At 72.5% G+C, this 15,478-nt stretch carries 14 protein-coding genes; 12 read left to right on the plus strand and 2 right to left on the minus strand.

Annotated features, from left to right (window positions below):
- The first annotated feature begins 69 nt into the window (after nucleotides 1-69).
- From ABT354_RS29785 to ABT354_RS29830, 10 genes are all read left to right on the plus strand, one after another.
- Nucleotides 70-1,515 (plus strand): RsmB/NOP family class I SAM-dependent RNA methyltransferase, encoded by a 1,446-nt coding sequence (locus ABT354_RS29785; protein WP_351499450.1) that lies wholly within the window; start codon nucleotides 70-72, stop codon nucleotides 1,513-1,515.
- Between the two features lie 135 nt (nucleotides 1,516-1,650).
- Nucleotides 1,651-2,316, plus strand: coding sequence for a ribulose-phosphate 3-epimerase (rpe, locus tag ABT354_RS29790; protein ID WP_351499452.1), 666 nt, complete (start codon nucleotides 1,651-1,653; stop codon nucleotides 2,314-2,316).
- 224 nt (nucleotides 2,317-2,540) lie between these two features.
- Nucleotides 2,541-3,572: a sugar-binding transcriptional regulator gene (locus ABT354_RS29795; RefSeq protein ID WP_351499454.1), complete on the plus strand. Its 1,032-nt coding sequence runs from the start codon at nucleotides 2,541-2,543 to the stop codon at nucleotides 3,570-3,572.
- 592 nt (nucleotides 3,573-4,164) lie between these two features.
- Complete coding sequence (locus ABT354_RS29800; protein WP_351499456.1) at nucleotides 4,165-4,812, plus strand: helix-turn-helix transcriptional regulator; 648 nt, start codon at nucleotides 4,165-4,167, stop codon at nucleotides 4,810-4,812.
- Between the two features lie 62 nt (nucleotides 4,813-4,874).
- Nucleotides 4,875-5,381, plus strand: coding sequence for a hypothetical protein (locus ABT354_RS29805; protein WP_351499458.1), 507 nt, complete (start codon nucleotides 4,875-4,877; stop codon nucleotides 5,379-5,381).
- Complete coding sequence (locus ABT354_RS29810) at nucleotides 5,374-6,597, plus strand: MAB_1171c family putative transporter (RefSeq protein WP_351499460.1); 1,224 nt, start codon at nucleotides 5,374-5,376, stop codon at nucleotides 6,595-6,597. Before ABT354_RS29805 ends, ABT354_RS29810 begins: the two co-directional genes overlap by 8 nt.
- Nucleotides 6,598-6,657: 60 nt before the next feature.
- Nucleotides 6,658-7,416, plus strand: coding sequence for an oxygenase MpaB family protein (locus ABT354_RS29815; RefSeq protein WP_351499462.1), 759 nt, complete (start codon nucleotides 6,658-6,660; stop codon nucleotides 7,414-7,416).
- A 140-nt stretch (nucleotides 7,417-7,556) separates the two neighbouring features.
- Nucleotides 7,557-8,999: a GuaB1 family IMP dehydrogenase-related protein gene (locus ABT354_RS29820; protein ID WP_351499464.1), complete on the plus strand. Its 1,443-nt coding sequence runs from the start codon at nucleotides 7,557-7,559 to the stop codon at nucleotides 8,997-8,999.
- Nucleotides 9,000-9,167: 168 nt separating this feature from the next.
- Nucleotides 9,168-10,037, plus strand: coding sequence for an RNA polymerase sigma factor SigF (locus ABT354_RS29825; protein WP_351499466.1), 870 nt, complete (start codon nucleotides 9,168-9,170; stop codon nucleotides 10,035-10,037).
- 221 nt (nucleotides 10,038-10,258) lie between these two features.
- A complete protein-coding gene (locus ABT354_RS29830; protein ID WP_351499468.1) occupies nucleotides 10,259-10,714 on the plus strand; it encodes an Lrp/AsnC family transcriptional regulator in 456 nt (151 codons plus the stop codon).
- A gap of 69 nt (nucleotides 10,715-10,783) precedes the next feature.
- On the opposite strand, the gene ABT354_RS29835 is transcribed toward ABT354_RS29830, so the two are convergent.
- A complete protein-coding gene (locus ABT354_RS29835; protein ID WP_351499470.1) occupies nucleotides 10,784-11,371 on the minus strand; it encodes a Repetin in 588 nt (195 codons plus the stop codon).
- Between the two features lie 452 nt (nucleotides 11,372-11,823).
- On the opposite strand from ABT354_RS29835, the gene ABT354_RS29840 reads away from it, so the two are divergent.
- Entirely contained in the window at nucleotides 11,824-12,627 is an 804-nt protein-coding gene (locus tag ABT354_RS29840) for a carbon-nitrogen hydrolase family protein (protein WP_351499472.1), read from the plus strand.
- A 131-nt stretch (nucleotides 12,628-12,758) separates the two neighbouring features.
- On the plus strand, nucleotides 12,759-14,465 hold the full coding sequence (locus ABT354_RS29845) for a flavin monoamine oxidase family protein (RefSeq protein ID WP_351499474.1): 1,707 nt from the start codon (nucleotides 12,759-12,761) through the stop codon (nucleotides 14,463-14,465).
- Nucleotides 14,466-14,783: 318 nt separating this feature from the next.
- On the opposite strand, the gene ABT354_RS29850 is transcribed toward ABT354_RS29845, so the two are convergent.
- Complete coding sequence (locus tag ABT354_RS29850; protein WP_351499476.1) at nucleotides 14,784-15,467, minus strand: TetR/AcrR family transcriptional regulator; 684 nt, start codon at nucleotides 15,465-15,467, stop codon at nucleotides 14,784-14,786.
- Nucleotides 15,468-15,478 lie beyond the last annotated feature (11 nt).

A 15,478-nucleotide genomic window follows, 5' to 3' on the forward strand; every position in this document is an offset into this window, starting at 1 on the left:
CCGCCGGGTCCCTACCCGGCGGAGGGACTACCCTTGCGAGGTCAGGACCCCTGTGACTGCGGAGCACCTTTGAACGACCAGGCACGCGCGGGCCGCCCCCGTCGCGCCCCCAAGCCCCACCGCCGCCCGAAGAAGGACCCCGTGCGGATCCTCGCCTTCGAGGCGCTGCGCGCCGTGGACGAGCGGGACGCGTACGCCAATCTCGTCCTGCCGCCGCTGCTGCGGAAGGCCCGGGAGGCCGAGGACTTCGACACCCGGGACGCCGCCCTCGCCACCGAGCTGGTCTATGGCACCCTGCGCCGCCAGGGCACCTATGACGCGATCATCGCGGCCTGTGTCGACCGGCCGCTGCGCGAGGTCGACCCGCCGGTCCTGGATGTGCTCGGGCTCGGTGCCCATCAGCTGCTGGGCACCCGTATCCCCAGCCACGCCGCCGTCTCCGCCACCGTGGAGCTGGCCCGGGTGGTCCTCGGGGACGGGCGGGCCAAGTTCGTCAACGCCGTGCTCCGCCGGATCGCCCGGGACGACCTCGACACCTGGATCGAGCGGGTCGCCCCCGCGTACGAGAAGGACGCCGAGCAGCATCTCGCGATCGTCCACTCCCACCCCCGGTGGATCGTCTCCGCCCTGTGGGACGCCCTGGGCGGCGGCCGGGCCGGGATCGAGGATCTGCTGGAGGCCGACAACGAGCGCCCCGAGGTGACCCTGGTCGCCCGCCCCGGGCGGTCGACGCCCGAGGAGCTGCTGGTCGCCGTCGGCGAGGACTCCGGGCTGCCCGGCCGCTGGTCCCCCTATGCGGTACGGCTCGCCGAGGGCGGTGAGCCCGGCGCCCTGGAGGCCGTCCGGGAGGGCCGCGCGGGCGTCCAGGACGAGGGCAGCCAGCTGGTCGCCCTGGCGCTGGCCAACGCCCCCCTGGACGGCCCCGACAGCCGCTGGCTGGACGGCTGTGCCGGCCCCGGGGGCAAGGCCGCCCTGCTGGCCGCGCTCGCCGCCGGGCGCGGCGCCGCCCTGCTCGCCGCCGAGAAGCAGCCGCACCGTGCCGGTCTGGTGGCGAAGGCGCTGGCCGGGAACCCCGGCCCGTACCAGGTCGTCACCGCCGACGGCACCCGCCCGCCGTGGCAGCCCGGCGGCTTCGACCGGGTGCTGATGGATGTCCCCTGTACCGGTCTCGGCGCGCTCCGCCGCCGCCCGGAGGCGCGCTGGCGCCGCCGTCCGGCCGATCTGGAGGGGTTCGCCCCGCTCCAGCGTTCGCTGCTGCGGGAGGCGCTGCGGGCCGTCCGGGTCGGCGGTGTGGTCGGGTATGCGACCTGCTCGCCGCATCTCGCCGAGACCCGGGTGGTCGTCGACGATGTCCTGCGCGGGCGCGGCGGCACCCCGGTGGAAGCCGAGTGGATCGACGCCCGCCCCCTGCTCCCCGGGGTCCCCGCGCTCGGGGACGGACCGGACATCCAGCTGTGGCCGCATCTCCACGGCACCGACGCGATGTATCTGGCCCTGCTGCGCCGCACGGCGTGAGCACCCCCGGGTACGAAGGGAAAGACAGTTTTTGTCCCGGATGGGGCCCTGCGGCGACCCGCTGTGGCCCCTCCGGACCGATCGCGATACCCGTCCGCGGGCGGGAACCGGCCCGGAGCATGGCAGGCTTGGGCCATGGCCGTACAGATCAACCCCAGCATCCTCTCCGCCGACTTCGCCCGACTGGCGGAGGAGGCCAAGGCCGTCGACGGCGCGGACTGGCTCCATGTCGATGTGATGGACAACCATTTCGTGCCCAATCTGACCCTGGGCACCCCGGTGGTGGAGTCCCTCGCCCGTGCGACGGACACCCCGCTGGACTGCCATCTGATGATCGCCGACCCCGACCGCTGGGCCCCCCAGTACGTCGAGGCGGGGGCGGGCTCCGTCACCTTCCATGTGGAGGCGGCGGCGGCCCCGGTCCGGCTGGCCCGGGAGATCCGGGCCAAGGGGGCGCGCGCCTCCATGGCGCTCAAGCCCGCCACCCCGATCGAGCCGTACGAGGATCTGCTGCCCGAGCTGGACATGCTGCTGATCATGACCGTGGAGCCGGGCTTCGGCGGTCAGGCCTTTCTCGACATCATGCTGCCCAAGATCCGCCGTACCCGGGAGCTGATCTCGAAGCACGGACTGGAACTCTGGCTCCAGGTCGACGGCGGGGTCTCCGCGACCACCATCGAGCGGTGCGCCGAGGCGGGCGCGGATGTCTTTGTCGCCGGGTCCGCCGTCTACGGCGCGGACGACCCGGCCCGCGCGGTGCGGGCCCTGCGGGAGCAGGCCACCGCCGCCTGCCGTCATTGAGGCACGACCCGGCCCGTTTCCGAGCGAACCGGGGGAGACTGGGTGGGGACGGTCCGCCCGCGGGCGACGGCCGGGGCGGAATCGGTTCCGCCGGTTTCGGACCCCGGGCAAACACGGGCCACCCGTACCGGAAATACGGCGAAGAGCAGGGGAGAAGGAAGCGAACTCGGCCCATTCGGGCTGATCAACGACGGTCGGATCTGACAGGATGACGGATCCGGAGTGTGTACAGCAGTGAGGAGATCGCGGTGTCGACGGGCCGGTCAGCCACGCGGATGGGACCCGCGGAGCTGGTGCAGGCGGCGGCCATGGCCCGCCGCTTCTATCTAGAGGGCAAATCCAAGATCCAGATCGCGGAGGAGTTCGGCGTCAGCCGCTTCAAGGTCGCGCGCGTCCTGGAGACCGCGCTGGAACGTGATCTCGTACGGATCGAGATCCGCGTTCCCGCGGAGCTGGACGCCGAGCGCTCCGACGCGCTCCGCGCCCACTTCGGGCTGCGCCACGCGGTGGTGGTGGAGTCCCCGGCGGAGGCCGAGGAGTCACCCGACCCGGAGAACCTGGGCGAGGTGGCCGCCGATCTGCTCGGCGAGCTGGTGGCCGAGGGCGATGTGCTGGGCCTGGCCTGGGGCCGGTCCACCATCCATATGGCCGCCGCGCTGGACCGGCTGCCACCGTGCACGGTGGTGCAGCTCACCGGGGTGTACGACGCGGGGACCGCCGAGCGCGGCTCGGTGGAGGCGGTCCGGCGGGCCGCCCAGGTCTCCGGCGGCGACGCCCACCCCATCTACGCGCCGATGCTGCTGCCCGACGCGGCCACCGCCGCCGCGCTGCGCCATCAGACGGGCATCGCCCGTGCCTTCGACTACTTCGACAAGGTCACCGTCGCCGCGGTCTCGATCGGCTCCTGGGAGCCGGGCATCTCGACCGTCCACGACATGCTGAGCGAGGAGGAGCGGGCGCGCTACGCCTCGTACGGTGTCGCCGCCGAGATGTCCGCGCACCTCTTCGACCGGGACGGCCGCCGGGTCGGCCGGGACCTGGGGGAGCGCTGCATCACCGTCGAGACGGACCGGCTGCGCCGGATCCCCGAGGTGGTGGCCATCGCGGGCGGTCAGCGCAAGGCCGACGCGATCGGCGCGGTGCTCCGCTCCGGTCTGGTGACCAGCCTGGTGACGGACACGGCGGCGGCCGACCATCTGCTGGCGGGGCCGCCGAGCCCCCGCCCGGCCCTGGACCGGGCGGACCCGGACGACTGACGGAAAGCCGAAGGAGCGATCACCCCACGGGGCCCGGACGACCGGGCCCCGTGCGGCGTTTCCGGGGGACCGGGGCGGCTCAGCCCGGGTCCCAGGAGTGGGTACGGCGGTGCGCCACGGCCCTGCCGCCCGTCGGCGCCGCCATCGCGCCACCGGCTCGGTTCAGAAAGCGACGCCGTCGTGGGGCCGTCGCGGGTCCGGCCGCTCGGTGATGTGGCATGTGATCGACCTCACAAAGCAGTGATGTCCTTCGCCCCTCTGCCCGCGCGGTCGATGAATGCCCCGCGTACCGGACCCCAACGCGTCCACCACGTACTGGACATACGGCACCCCCCGTGCACAAGAGACCTGTCCGACCGGTGTGGAACCCCCTCTCCCCCGGGGGATCCCCTGGGGTCAACAATTCTTTACCCTACGCGTTCCGGCCGTATACGACGCCAACTTCACGCCTTTGCGGGCGAGATGACGACAGGTCAGCTTTTCTTGACCCTCCCCGGCGCGCGGTCACATACTTCTGCCGTCGGGTTCCCGAGAACGGGGTGGTGGCACGGCCCTCCGGCCCGGCGGTACACGCGATCTGGAGGCCCTGGCCATGACCGAAGTGCCCGGCGCGGCGGAGCTGCCGCCGAGGGTGGCGGCCCGGCTGGAGCTGCTCTTCTCGGTCATCCGGCCCGCCGCCCTCCAGCGCCCCTGGACCAGCGGAGAGGTCGCCGACCGCGCCGGGGTCGACCTCCCCTATGTGGAAGGGCTGCGGGCCGGCACCCTCCCGCCCGGGGAGGTGGACCCGCCGATCGACGAACGCCAGCGCGAGCGGCTCTTCGCCCAGCGCCTGGACTGCCTCTTCCGTACCCGGCTCTCCCCCCGGACCGGCAGACCGGTCACCCAGACCGAGGTCGCCGAGGCCCTCAACAGCAACAAGCAGCACGTCGGCAACCTCCGCACCGGGAGGAACAACCCCTCCATCGTCCTCGCCCAGAAGTACGCCGACTACTTCGGCGTCGATGTCGGCTACTTCAGCGCCGCCCCCCTCAGCGCCGTCGCCGCCTGCTTCGGCCACACCCGGGACTTCCTGGTCCGCGCCGACGACGACGCCCATGTCGTCCAGGCCCTGGCCAATCTGCGGCTGCTGCGCGCCCTCGCCGACCGCCGGGTGCGCCATGTCGTCGGCCGGCTCGTGGACCAGTACGAGGCCACCGCCGACACCACCCGGCACCGCCCGCCCCCCGGTGGCGGTGGGTGAGCGCGTCCGGCGGCCGGCCCCAGCCCCTCCTGTGCCGATGGCACCCGCCGGAAGGTGACGACATGCGCTCCCTGGCCCTGTGGTGGATGCGCTGGCGATGGGCCCGCCGGATCCGGACGGAGCTGCGCCTGCCCGAGGCGCCCAGCCTCCAGGAGGTCATCGACGCCGTCGCGGCCGGCCGGGGCCGCCCCATCCGGCTGCTGGTGGAACCCCTGGAGCTGCGGGTCTCCGGCTACTGCGCCCAGTCCGACACCACCGACTACATCTTTGTCGACGCCCATGCCGGACCCCTCCTCCAGTACCAGGTCGTCTGCCATGAACTGGTCCACCTCCACCGGGGCCACCGGCCCGCCGACCACGACACCATCGACGACGAGGTGGCCGAGGCCCTCTTCTCCACCGTGAGCCCCGATGTGGTCCGGCTGGTCCTCGGCCGGGACGCCTACGACGAGGAGGCCGAACTGGAGGCCGAGATCATCGGCACCGTGCTGCTCCAGTGCCTCGACCTCTCCCGGCAGCCCAACCCGGCGCTCTCCGCCTCCTTCGAGCTGGGGAGCACCGGTGTCTGAGGGCGTCTACGACCTCGTCTATCTCTCGGTGAGCGCCGCCGCCTGGACCATGGTCGTCCTGCGGCTGATCCGGCTGAGGGTCGCCGCCTCCGCCCCGCTCGCCCTCACCACCGCCGCCGTCTTCACCGGGGCGACCGCCTTCGCCTTCGGCGCCCCCACCGTCTACCGCGCCGTCGGGGAGATCAGCGGCATCGCCAATCTCGGCACCCTCTTCGTCTATGTCTCGGTGGTGCTGTACGGCGGACTCGCCCAGGCCATGGCCCTGATGTGGACCCCCACCGCCCGCTCCGGCGCCGCTGGTGCCCGCCCCCGGATCCGGGGGCCGATCGTCCGGCACGTCCTGCTCGCCGCCCTGCTGGTCCTGCTCTTCCTGCTCGCCCGCCCCCGGGGGCCGGAGACCCCGCTCACCTTCGACATGGCGCACGCGGACGATCCGGTGCTGCTCGCCTTTCTGCTGCTGTACCAGGCGGGCTGGTTCTCGGCCTGTCTCTCCGTCGCGGCGATCTGCCGCCGCCATCTGCGGAAGGTGGGCCCGGGGGAGGAGCGGGTCCGGCGGGGACTGCTCTGTGTCACCGTCGGCACCGTCATCTGCTCCACCTACGGCGTCACCAAGGTGATCGCCATCCTCGGCGCCGCCACCGGGGCGTACCGCCTGGATGTGCTCAGCGATGTCGTCGGCCCGATGGCGTCCGCGCTGGGCGCCCAGGTGATCGTGGCCGGCTTCTGCTATCCCGTGCTCGGCAAATGGCGGGCGGACCGCCGGGACTACCGGCTGCTCGCCCCGCTCTGGCGCACCGTGGTCCGGGAGCACACCCCCCGCCAGGTGCTGGCCTCGGTGGGCCCGCTGCGGGAGCGCCTGGCCCTGGGCTCCGTCGGCTTTCTGCTCACCCGCCGGATCATCGAGATCACCGACGCCCAGCGCTCGCTCCGCCCCTATCTCCGGGCCGGGGACGCCGAAGCGGTGGAGCGGGAGGCGGGCCGCCACGGTCTCGGCGGCGCCGATCTGCGGGCCGCCCGGGACGCGGCGGGGCTGCTGGTGGCGGTGGACCGGGTACGGAACGGGGGAGCCCGCGCCGTCCGGCCCCCGGGGCTCCCCGGGCCGGGGCGGCTGGCGACCGATGTCGACGCCCGGGTGGAGCGGGAGCATCTGGTGCGGATCGCCCGGCATCTGGACCATCCGGCGGTGCTGGCCGCGGTGGCCCCCCGGCCCGGCTGACCCCCTCCGCGACGCCCCGCGCGATCGACCCCTCAGCCCCGCGACCACCCGAAGGCAGCCGTGACCGTACCGAACCCCTCCACGCCCCGCCCGGCGGAGCCCGCAGCACCCGGCGAAGGGTCCTGGAACGCCTACCGGGAGCTGGTCCGCAGCCACCCCACCGCCCTGCGGTTCGGGCTCAACCTCGCCTTCTACCGGTGCTTCGCGGTCCCCGAGATAGCCACCGTGCTGGCCCGCTCCGGCGGCATAACCGGGGACCCGCTCGCCCGTGCCAAGGCCACCGGCCGCCCGCTCTTCCGCGTCCTCGAATCCGGCTTCGACGACCCCGGCGCGGAGGAGAGCCTCGACCGGCTGCGCCGGGTCCACCACGGGCTGCCGGTCGGCGACGACGCCTTCGTCTATGTACTCGGCCTCTTCTGCGTCCATCCGCTGCGCTTCCTCGACCGCTACGGACCCCGCCCCGCCACCGAGGCCGAACGCGAGGCCGCCCACACCTTCTACACCGCGCTGGGCCGCCGGATCGGGATCACCGCACCGCCCGCGGGACACCGGGCGCTGGCCGCCTTCACCGACGCCTACGAGCAGCGCTCCTTCCGTCCGACCCCCGAGGGACGGGCCCTGTGGCGCTCCGCCCGTACCGTCTTCGCCCGGCGGCTGCCCGCCCCCGTCGCCGGGCTCGGACCGCTGGTCGCCGAGTGTCTGATGGACCCCTCCATGGGCGCCCTGGGCATACCCCGCCGCCCCGCCCCGTTGCGCTGGGTGACCACCACCGCGCTCCGCCGTCATCTGGCCCGCGACCGGCGTACCGGATTTGGATGATCCGCTTGATGGGTCCGCCGGGCACTGGAGCTTTCTCCCACCCCGCCCGCCGAGCGGGCCATGGGAGAATGAAGTACGTGCGCTTTCCCCGGCCGGCACACCTGCCGGGGCCTCCTCCTATCGACTGGGATGTTCTGCACGTGCGTTTCCTCAATGATCTGAAGCCGCCGTACGACCTGACGTACGACGATGTGTTCATGGTCCCCAGCCGCTCGGCCGTTGGCTCCCGCCAGGGGGTGGACCTCTCGTCCCCCGATGGCTCCGGCACCACCATTCCGCTGGTCGTCGCCAATATGACCGCCATCGCCGGCCGCCGGATGGCGGAGACCGTGGCCCGCCGGGGCGGGCTGGTGGTCATCCCCCAGGACATCCCCATCGAGGTCGTCACCGACGTGGTCGCCTGGGTCAAGACCCGCCACCATGTCCTGGACACCCCCATCGTGCTCGCCCCGCACCAGACCGTCGCCGACGCCCTGGCCCTGCTGCCGAAGCGGGCCCATGAGGCGGGCGTCGTCGTGGACGCCGACCACCGGCCCATCGGTGTGGTCACCGACGCCGACCTCACCGGCGTCGACCGCTTCACCCAGCTCAGCGAGGTCATGTCCACGGATCTGCTGATCATCGACGCGGACATCGACCCCCGGGAGGCGTTCAACCGCCTCGACCACGCCAACCGCCGCTACGCCCCCGCCGTGGACGCCGACGGCCGCCTCACGGGCATCCTCACCCGTAAGGGCGCCCTCCGCGCCACCCTCTACACCCCGGCCGTCGACGACGCGGGCCGGCTGCGGATCGCCGCCGCAGTCGGGATCAACGGCGATGTCGCCGGCAAGGCGAAGCAGCTGCTGGAGGCGGGGGTGGACACCCTGGTGGTGGACACCGCCCATGGCCACCAGGAGTCGATGATCGCCGCCGTCAAGGCGGTCCGCGGCCTCGACCCCAAGGTCCCGATCGTCGCCGGCAACATCGTCGCCGCCGAGGGCGTCCGCGATCTGATCGAGGCGGGCGCGGACATCATCAAGGTCGGCGTCGGCCCCGGCGCCATGTGCACCACCCGGATGATGACCGGTGTCGGCCGGCCCCAGTTCTCCGCCGTCCTGGAGTGCGCCGCCGAGGCCAAGAAGTACGGCAAGCACGTCTGGGCCGACGGCGGTGTCCGCCACCCGCGCGATGTCGCCATGGCGCTGGCCGCCGGAGCCTCCAATGTGATGGTCGGCTCCTGGTTCGCCGGGACCTACGAGTCCCCGGGCGACCTCCAGCAGACCGCCGACGGACGCCTCTACAAGGAGTCCTTCGGCATGGCCTCCGCCCGCGCGGTGCGCAACCGCACCAGCGAGGAGTCCTCCTACGACCGCGCCCGCAAGGCCCTGTTCGAGGAGGGCATCTCCACCTCGCGGATGTTCCTGGACCCGACCCGGCCGGGGGTCGAGGACCTGATCGACTCGATCATCGCGGGCGTCCGCTCCTCCTGCACCTACGCGGGCGCGGGCTCCCTGGCGGAGTTCGCCGAGCGGGCCGTCGTCGGCGTCCAGAGCGCCGCCGGATACGCCGAGGGCAAGCCGCTCCACGCCAGCTGGAACTGACCCTCCCCCTCCCCCCACCCCGCGGCCCGGTCGGCCGCACCGGGCCCGCGGCCCCGCTCCGGCGGGGCCGCGGGCCCTTTCCGTACCCCGAAAAAAACCGGCACGCATGGAAGGAATGGTTCGGGGTAGGCGCCCACCTGCACTGACCACGGAGCAGGGGAGGACGAAGTGTCCACGGCGAGCCAGGTCCCGACCGGCCTCATCGACGGAACACGCAGCCCGAGCCGAGAGCTGGACCTTCCGGAGGTGATCGACCCCGGGGCGGTGGCGCCCCGGGACGCACGGGAGATCTCCAGGATCTTCTTCACCCGGCTGGCCACGCTGGAGGAGGGCACGCGGGACCACCAGTACGTCCGCAACACCCTCATCGAGCTGAACCTCGCACTGGTGAAGTACGCCGCGGGCCGGTTCCGCAACCGGGCCGAGCAGATGGAGGACATCATCCAGGTCGGCACGATCGGCCTGATCAAGGCGATCGACCGGTTCGAACTGAGCCGGGAGGTGGAGTTCGCCACCTTCGCCGTCCCCTATATCGTCGGCGAGATCAAGCGGTTCTTCCGGGACACCAGCTGGGCCGTCCATGTGCCGCGCCGGCTCCAGGAACTGCGGATCGACCTGGCGAAGGCCACCGACGACCTCTCCCAGCGGCTGGACCGCTCCCCGACCACCCGGGAGCTGGCCGAGTATCTGGGCATCGACGAGCAGGAGGTCATCGAGGGCGTGGTGGCCAGCAACGGCTACACCGCCGGCTCGATCGACATGCCGCTGGAGGACTCCTCCGACCACACCTCGGCCACCCTCTCCGACCGCCTCGGCGCCCCCGACGGCGATCTGGAGATCGCCGAGAACGTCCAGGCGCTCAAACCGCTCATCGAGGAGCTGGACGAACGGGACCGCAGGATCCTGCGGATGCGCTTCGGCGACGAGCTGACCCAGTCGGAGATCGGCGCCGAGCTGGGCGTCTCCCAGATGCATGTCTCCCGGCTGCTCGCCCGGATCACCACCAGGCTGCGCGAGGGGCTCCTCGTCGTCGAGTGAGCCCCGGCGCACCCGCGACGGGTCTCCCCTTCCCGGCCCGTCCGGGGCGGGCCCCGCCGGACCGCTCACCGGCGTGCGGGCCCGCCCCTTCCGGTGCACCGGGTCACCCCTGTGGACCCGGTGCACCGACGCGGGCGCGCGGTCATGGTCTACTGCGGTGGCGGCACCCAGCCGCTTCCGTCCCCGGCCACGGCCACCGCAGAGATAGTGATCCATCCGCAGTGCGACTGAATGACCTCGACGAACGCATCGTCCACGCCCTCGCGGAGGACGCCCGCCGCTCCTTCGCCGATATCGGCGCCCAGGTCGGCCTCTCCGCCCCGGCGGTCAAGCGCCGGGTGGACCGGCTGCGCGCGGTCGGCGCCATCACCGGATTCACCGTCCGGGTGGACCCCGCCGCCCTCGGCTGGGAGACCGAGGGGTTCATCGAGCTGTACTGCCGCAGCAACACCTCGCCCGAGGCCATCGAACGCGGCCTCAAGCGCTACCCGGAGATCGCCTCGGCCTCCACCGTCACCGGCGAGGCCGACGCCATCCTCCAGGTCTTCGCCGCCGACATGCGCCACTTCGAACGGGTCCTGGAACGCATCGCGGGCGAGCCCTTCGTGGAGCGCACCAAGTCCGTCCTGGTCCTCTCCCCGCTGCTGCGCCGCTTCTCCTCGGGCTCCCCCGCCTGACCAGAGGTCCGGGTGCCGGGGCTTCGGGGTCCGGGGTGTCGGGTGCCGGGGCTTCGAGGCCCGGGCGGCTCAGAGCTTCGGCTGCCACGGCAGCACCCGGAAGCCGCCCGAGCCCGCCAGCACCTTCTCGAACGGGGCCGAGCTGACACACCGGGGGATCGTCCCCTTCGCGGTGATCGGGGCCGTCGCCCAGCTGTAGCCCAGCCGGTCCTTCCCGCCGAGGTCATGGACGGTGACCCCGACCCGCTTGCCCCGGGCGCCCGGGAGATCCGTCTTGGTGATCACCCCGCTGACCACGGCGACCTTGCCACCGGTCACCAGGCAGTCGACCTCGGCCCGGGCGGTGGCCCCCTTGCCGTTCAGATAGTGACGGAAGGTGAAGGTGCCGGTCGCCTTGTGCGGGCTCTTCCGGTGCTTGGCCGCCAGATGGGCGTCGAAGGAGAAGGTGATGTCGTCCCCGCGCGAGCGGTAGAGCTTCGCCGTGCCGGTGAGGGCCGCCGCCTCCCGGGGAGCCGCGGCCGCGGCGGCCGGGCGCTTTCCGTCGGAGCCGCTTCCGCCCGACCCGTCGCCCTGTGCGGCGAAGGCGGTGCCCCCGCCGGCCAGCAGGACGGCGCAGAGGGCGGGGAGCAGCGTACGGCGGTGCGCGGAAACATTCATGACAGGGGCCTTTCACCAGGTGGTGGAGGGTGTCCCGACCGGTCGGCCGGACAACAGCCACTCTTCCGTCCGGGCCCCCCGCCCCACATCGACCCCAGGAAGTCGATCACTCTCCCCCGAATGGCGGGGAAGCCCACCGCCCGGGTCGGCCCCCGGGTGGATCCGTCTCCGCCGAACGGCACGCCCGGCTCCCTTGCCCGGCCTCCCCACCCGGCCTTTCCCGGCCGATGAGCGGTCCCGTACGGTCCCGTACGGCCTCCGCGCAATGAATCGCCGAAAGCGCCGCAGATCACGCAATACATCGCCCGTCGGAGCGCAACGGTCGCGCCTTGTCCCGATACCCGCCGGGCCCCTACCGTTTTGAACGGCTTCTTCGCCGTCCCCCGCTCCGCCCGCGCGCCCCTCGGGCCGTGGTGCGCGCGGGTCCTCACTTCCGCAGACCGAGGTCCGCCATGTCATCGCCGCGCATCGCCCTGCTCCAGAGTTCCGGCCGTCCGGGATCGGTCGCCGACAATCTCACGGCGCTCGACGACGCCGCCGCGCGCGCCGCCGCGCTGGGTGCGGAGCTGCTGGTCACCCCGGAGATGTTTCTGACCGGGTACGCCATCGGGGACCGGGTGCCCGAGCTGGCGGAGCCGGCCGATGGGCCGGGGCCGGCGGCGGTCGCCGCCATCGCCGCCCGCCATGGCATCGCGATCTGCTTCGGCTACCCCGAGCGGTCCGCCCCGGACGGCCCGATCCACAACTCCGCGCAGCTGGTGGGCGCGGACGGCACCCGTCTCGCCGACTACCGCAAGACCCATCTCTTCGGCTGCTTCGAGCAGCGGTGGTTCACCCCCGGGACCGAGCAGGTGGTCCGGGCCGAGCTGAACGGCCTCTCCGTCGGCATGCTGATCTGCTACGACGTGGAGTTCCCGGAGAACGTCCGGGCGCACGCGCTGGCCGGGACCGATCTGCTGCTGGTCCCCACCGCGCAGATGCACCCCTTCCAGTTCGTCGCCGAGTCGCTGATCCCGGTGCGCGCCTTCGAGAGCCAGCTGTACATCGCCTATGTGAACCGGACCGGCGCGGAGGGCGAGTTCGAGTTCGTCGGGCTCAGCACCCTCGCGGGGCCCGACGGGGTGTCCCGGGTCCGCGCCGGACGGGGCGAGGAGCTGGTGACCGCCGAGGTCGACCCCGCCTTCCTGGCCGCCTCCCGGGAGGCCAACCCCTATCTGCGGGACCGCCGCCCGGAGCTGTACGGCACGCGGAGCTGACCTGCGCCCCGCCCCCGTACAGCCCGGTGGTACGGGGCGCTGAGCCGCCCGTACGCCCGTACGCGCGGAGCCGCCCGTACCGCCGCACCCCTCGCCTTTTCGTGTTTCCGCTTCACAAGGAGTCCGCGCCCATGACCTCCACGGTGCCCCCCGCCGTCCAGCACACCGACGCGCAGCCGCCGATCACCATGTTCGGGCCGGACTTCCCGTACGCCTATGACGACTATCTCGCCCATCCGGCGGGGCTGGGCCAGGTCCCGGCGACCGAGCACGGTACCGAGGTGGCGGTGATCGGCGGCGGTCTCTCCGGGCTGATCTCCGCGTACGAGCTGATGAAGATGGGTCTCAAGCCGGTCGTCTACGAGGCGGACCGGATCGGCGGGCGGCTGCGCACGGTCGGTTTCGAGGGGTGCGACCCGGAGCTGAGCGCCGAGATGGGCGCGATGCGCTTCCCGCCGTCGTCCACCGCGCTCCAGCACTACATCGACCTGGTGGGGCTGACCACCCGGCCGTTCCCCAACCCGCTGTCGCCCGCCACCCCCTCGACCGTGGTCGACCTCAAGGGGGAGAGCCACTACGCCGAGACCATCGACGATCTGCCGCAGGTCTACCGCGATGTGATGGAGGCGTGGAACGCCTGTCTGGAGGAGGGCGCCGACTTCTCCGACATGAACCGCGCGATGCGGGAGCGCGATGTCCCGCGGATCCGGGAGATCTGGGCGCGGCTGGTGGAGAAGCTGGACAACCAGACCTTCTACGGCTTCCTCTGCGACTCGGACGCCTTCGCCTCCTTCCGCCACCGGGAGATCTTCGGCCAGGTGGGCTTCGGCACCGGCGGCTGGGACACCGACTTCCCCAACTCCATCCTGGAGATCCTGCGGGTGGTGTACTCGGAGGCGGACGACCACCACCGGGGCATCGTGGAGGGCAGCCAGCAGCTGCCGCTGCGGCTCTGGGACCGCGAGCCCGGGAAGATCACGCACTGGGCCCCGGGCACCTCGCTCGCCTCGCTGCACGGGGGAGCGCCGAGGCCCGCGGTGACCCGGCTGAACCGCACCGCCGGGAACCGGATCACCGTCACCGACGCCTCCGGCGACATCCGCACCTACCGGGCGGCGGTCTTCACCGCCCAGTCCTGGATGCTCCTTTCCAAGATCGACTGCGATGACACGCTCTTCCCGATCGACCACTGGACGGCGATCGAGCGCACCCACTACATGGAGTCGTCCAAGCTCTTCGTCCCGGTGGACCGGCCGTTCTGGCGGGACCGGGCGGTGGACGCGCGGGGCGCGGAGACCGGGCGGGACGTCATGTCGATGACCCTCACCGACCGGATGACCCGGGGCACCTATCTGCTGGACAACGGGGACGACGGCCCGGCCGTCATCTGTCTCTCGTACACCTGGTGCGACGACAGTCTGAAGTGGCTGCCGCTCTCCGCCAACGAGCGGATGGAGGTCATGCTGAAGTCGCTCGGCGAGATCTACCCGGATGTGGACATCCGCCGGCACATCATCGGCAACCCGGTGACGGTCTCCTGGGAGAACGAGCCGTACTTCATGGGCGCGTTCAAGGCGAACCTGCCCGGTCACTACCGCTATCAGCGGCGGCTCTTCACCCACTTCATGCAGGACCGGCTGCCCGAGGACATGCGGGGCATCTTCCTGGCCGGGGACGACATCTCCTGGACGGCGGGGTGGGCCGAGGGCGCGGTGCAGACGGCGCTGAACGCGGTGTGGGGTGTGATGACGCATCTGGGCGGCGGTACGGATCCGTCCAACCCCGGTCCGGGGGATGTGTACGACGAGATCGCCCCGGTGGAGCTTCCGGAGGACTAGGGAGTTTCTTTCGGATCAGGCTGGATCAGGGAGTGGGGGCACCTCCCACGCCCTTCGGGCGTAGGGGGAGGGTCTGGTGCCGTGCATCGCAAGGCGGAGGATTGAGCCACTGCGGTGGGGGTACTCCCCCTCGTTCCACTGGGGGAACCCCCACCCGGGCCCGCCAGGGCCCAGGGGGCCATTGGTGATTGACGACAACGCGGCGTGGGGGCACCTCCCGGGCCGCCAGGCCCAGGGGGAGTGCGGTGCCAGGGCACGCGAGCCCAGCAAGATCCGAAAGAGACGACCTAGGGGCCCGGCCCGGTGTCCTCCGGAGGGTCAGGGAGCGGGTGCGGGGGCCGGGGCGGCGGGGTCCGGGGCGCACCGCATGCCCGGCGCGCCCGGTGTGTCCGGTGACGTGCCGGTGACGGTGGACCAGGCGGCGAGGGCCAGCGCGGCGATCCGCTCCAGCTCCGCCCGCCGGGCGCCGTCCCGGGCCTGGACCGACATGCCCTGGAGCACCGCCGTGTAGAAGGCGGCGACCGCGGCGGTGTCGGTCCCCGGGGGCAGCTCGCCCGTGCTGACACCGCGGTCCAGCCGGGCGGTCAGCTCCGTGACGCCCTCCCTGCGGCGCTCGGCCAGATGTTCGCGGGGGCCCGGGTTGGCCGCGGAGCAGTTCACCGCGGAGAGCACCACCATGCACCCGCCGGGGCGGTTGTCCTCGGTGTAGGCGCGGGCCCCGCTCCGGAGCAGCGCCGCGACCGCGGCGCGGGCCGTGGGCTCCTCGGTGAGGGCCCGGGTCATCCACCGCCCGTCCGTGGCGTCGAAGAGCGCCACGGCCTCCCGGAACAGCTCCTCCTTGGAGCCGAAGGCGGCGTAGAGACTGGGCGAGGCGATTCCCATCGCCGCGGTGAGGTCGGCCATCGAGGTGGTCTCGTACCCCTGCTCCCAGAAGACCTCCATCGCGCGTTCGAGCGCGGTGTCGCGGTCGAAAGCGCGGGGGCGTCCGCGTGTGGCGGCCATGCGCTGCCTCC

The sequence above is a fragment of the Streptomyces sp. NPDC000594 genome, assembly GCF_040299965.1.
Lineage (GTDB): Bacteria > Actinomycetota > Actinomycetes > Streptomycetales > Streptomycetaceae > Streptomyces.

Coding starts and splice junctions, on each gene's coding strand:
- rpe (WP_351499452.1), top strand. CDS start 1,651: ATGGCCGTACAGATCAACCCCAGCATCCTCTCCGCCGACTTCGCCCGA.
- ABT354_RS29800 (WP_351499456.1), top strand. CDS start 4,165: ATGACCGAAGTGCCCGGCGCGGCGGAGCTGCCGCCGAGGGTGGCGGCC.
- ABT354_RS29805 (WP_351499458.1), top strand. CDS start 4,875: ATGCGCTCCCTGGCCCTGTGGTGGATGCGCTGGCGATGGGCCCGCCGG.
- ABT354_RS29835 (WP_351499470.1), bottom strand. CDS start 11,371: ATGAATGTTTCCGCGCACCGCCGTACGCTGCTCCCCGCCCTCTGCGCC.
- ABT354_RS29840 (WP_351499472.1), top strand. CDS start 11,824: ATGTCATCGCCGCGCATCGCCCTGCTCCAGAGTTCCGGCCGTCCGGGA.
- ABT354_RS29845 (WP_351499474.1), top strand. CDS start 12,759: ATGACCTCCACGGTGCCCCCCGCCGTCCAGCACACCGACGCGCAGCCG.
- ABT354_RS29850 (WP_351499476.1), bottom strand. CDS start 15,467: ATGGCCGCCACACGCGGACGCCCCCGCGCTTTCGACCGCGACACCGCG.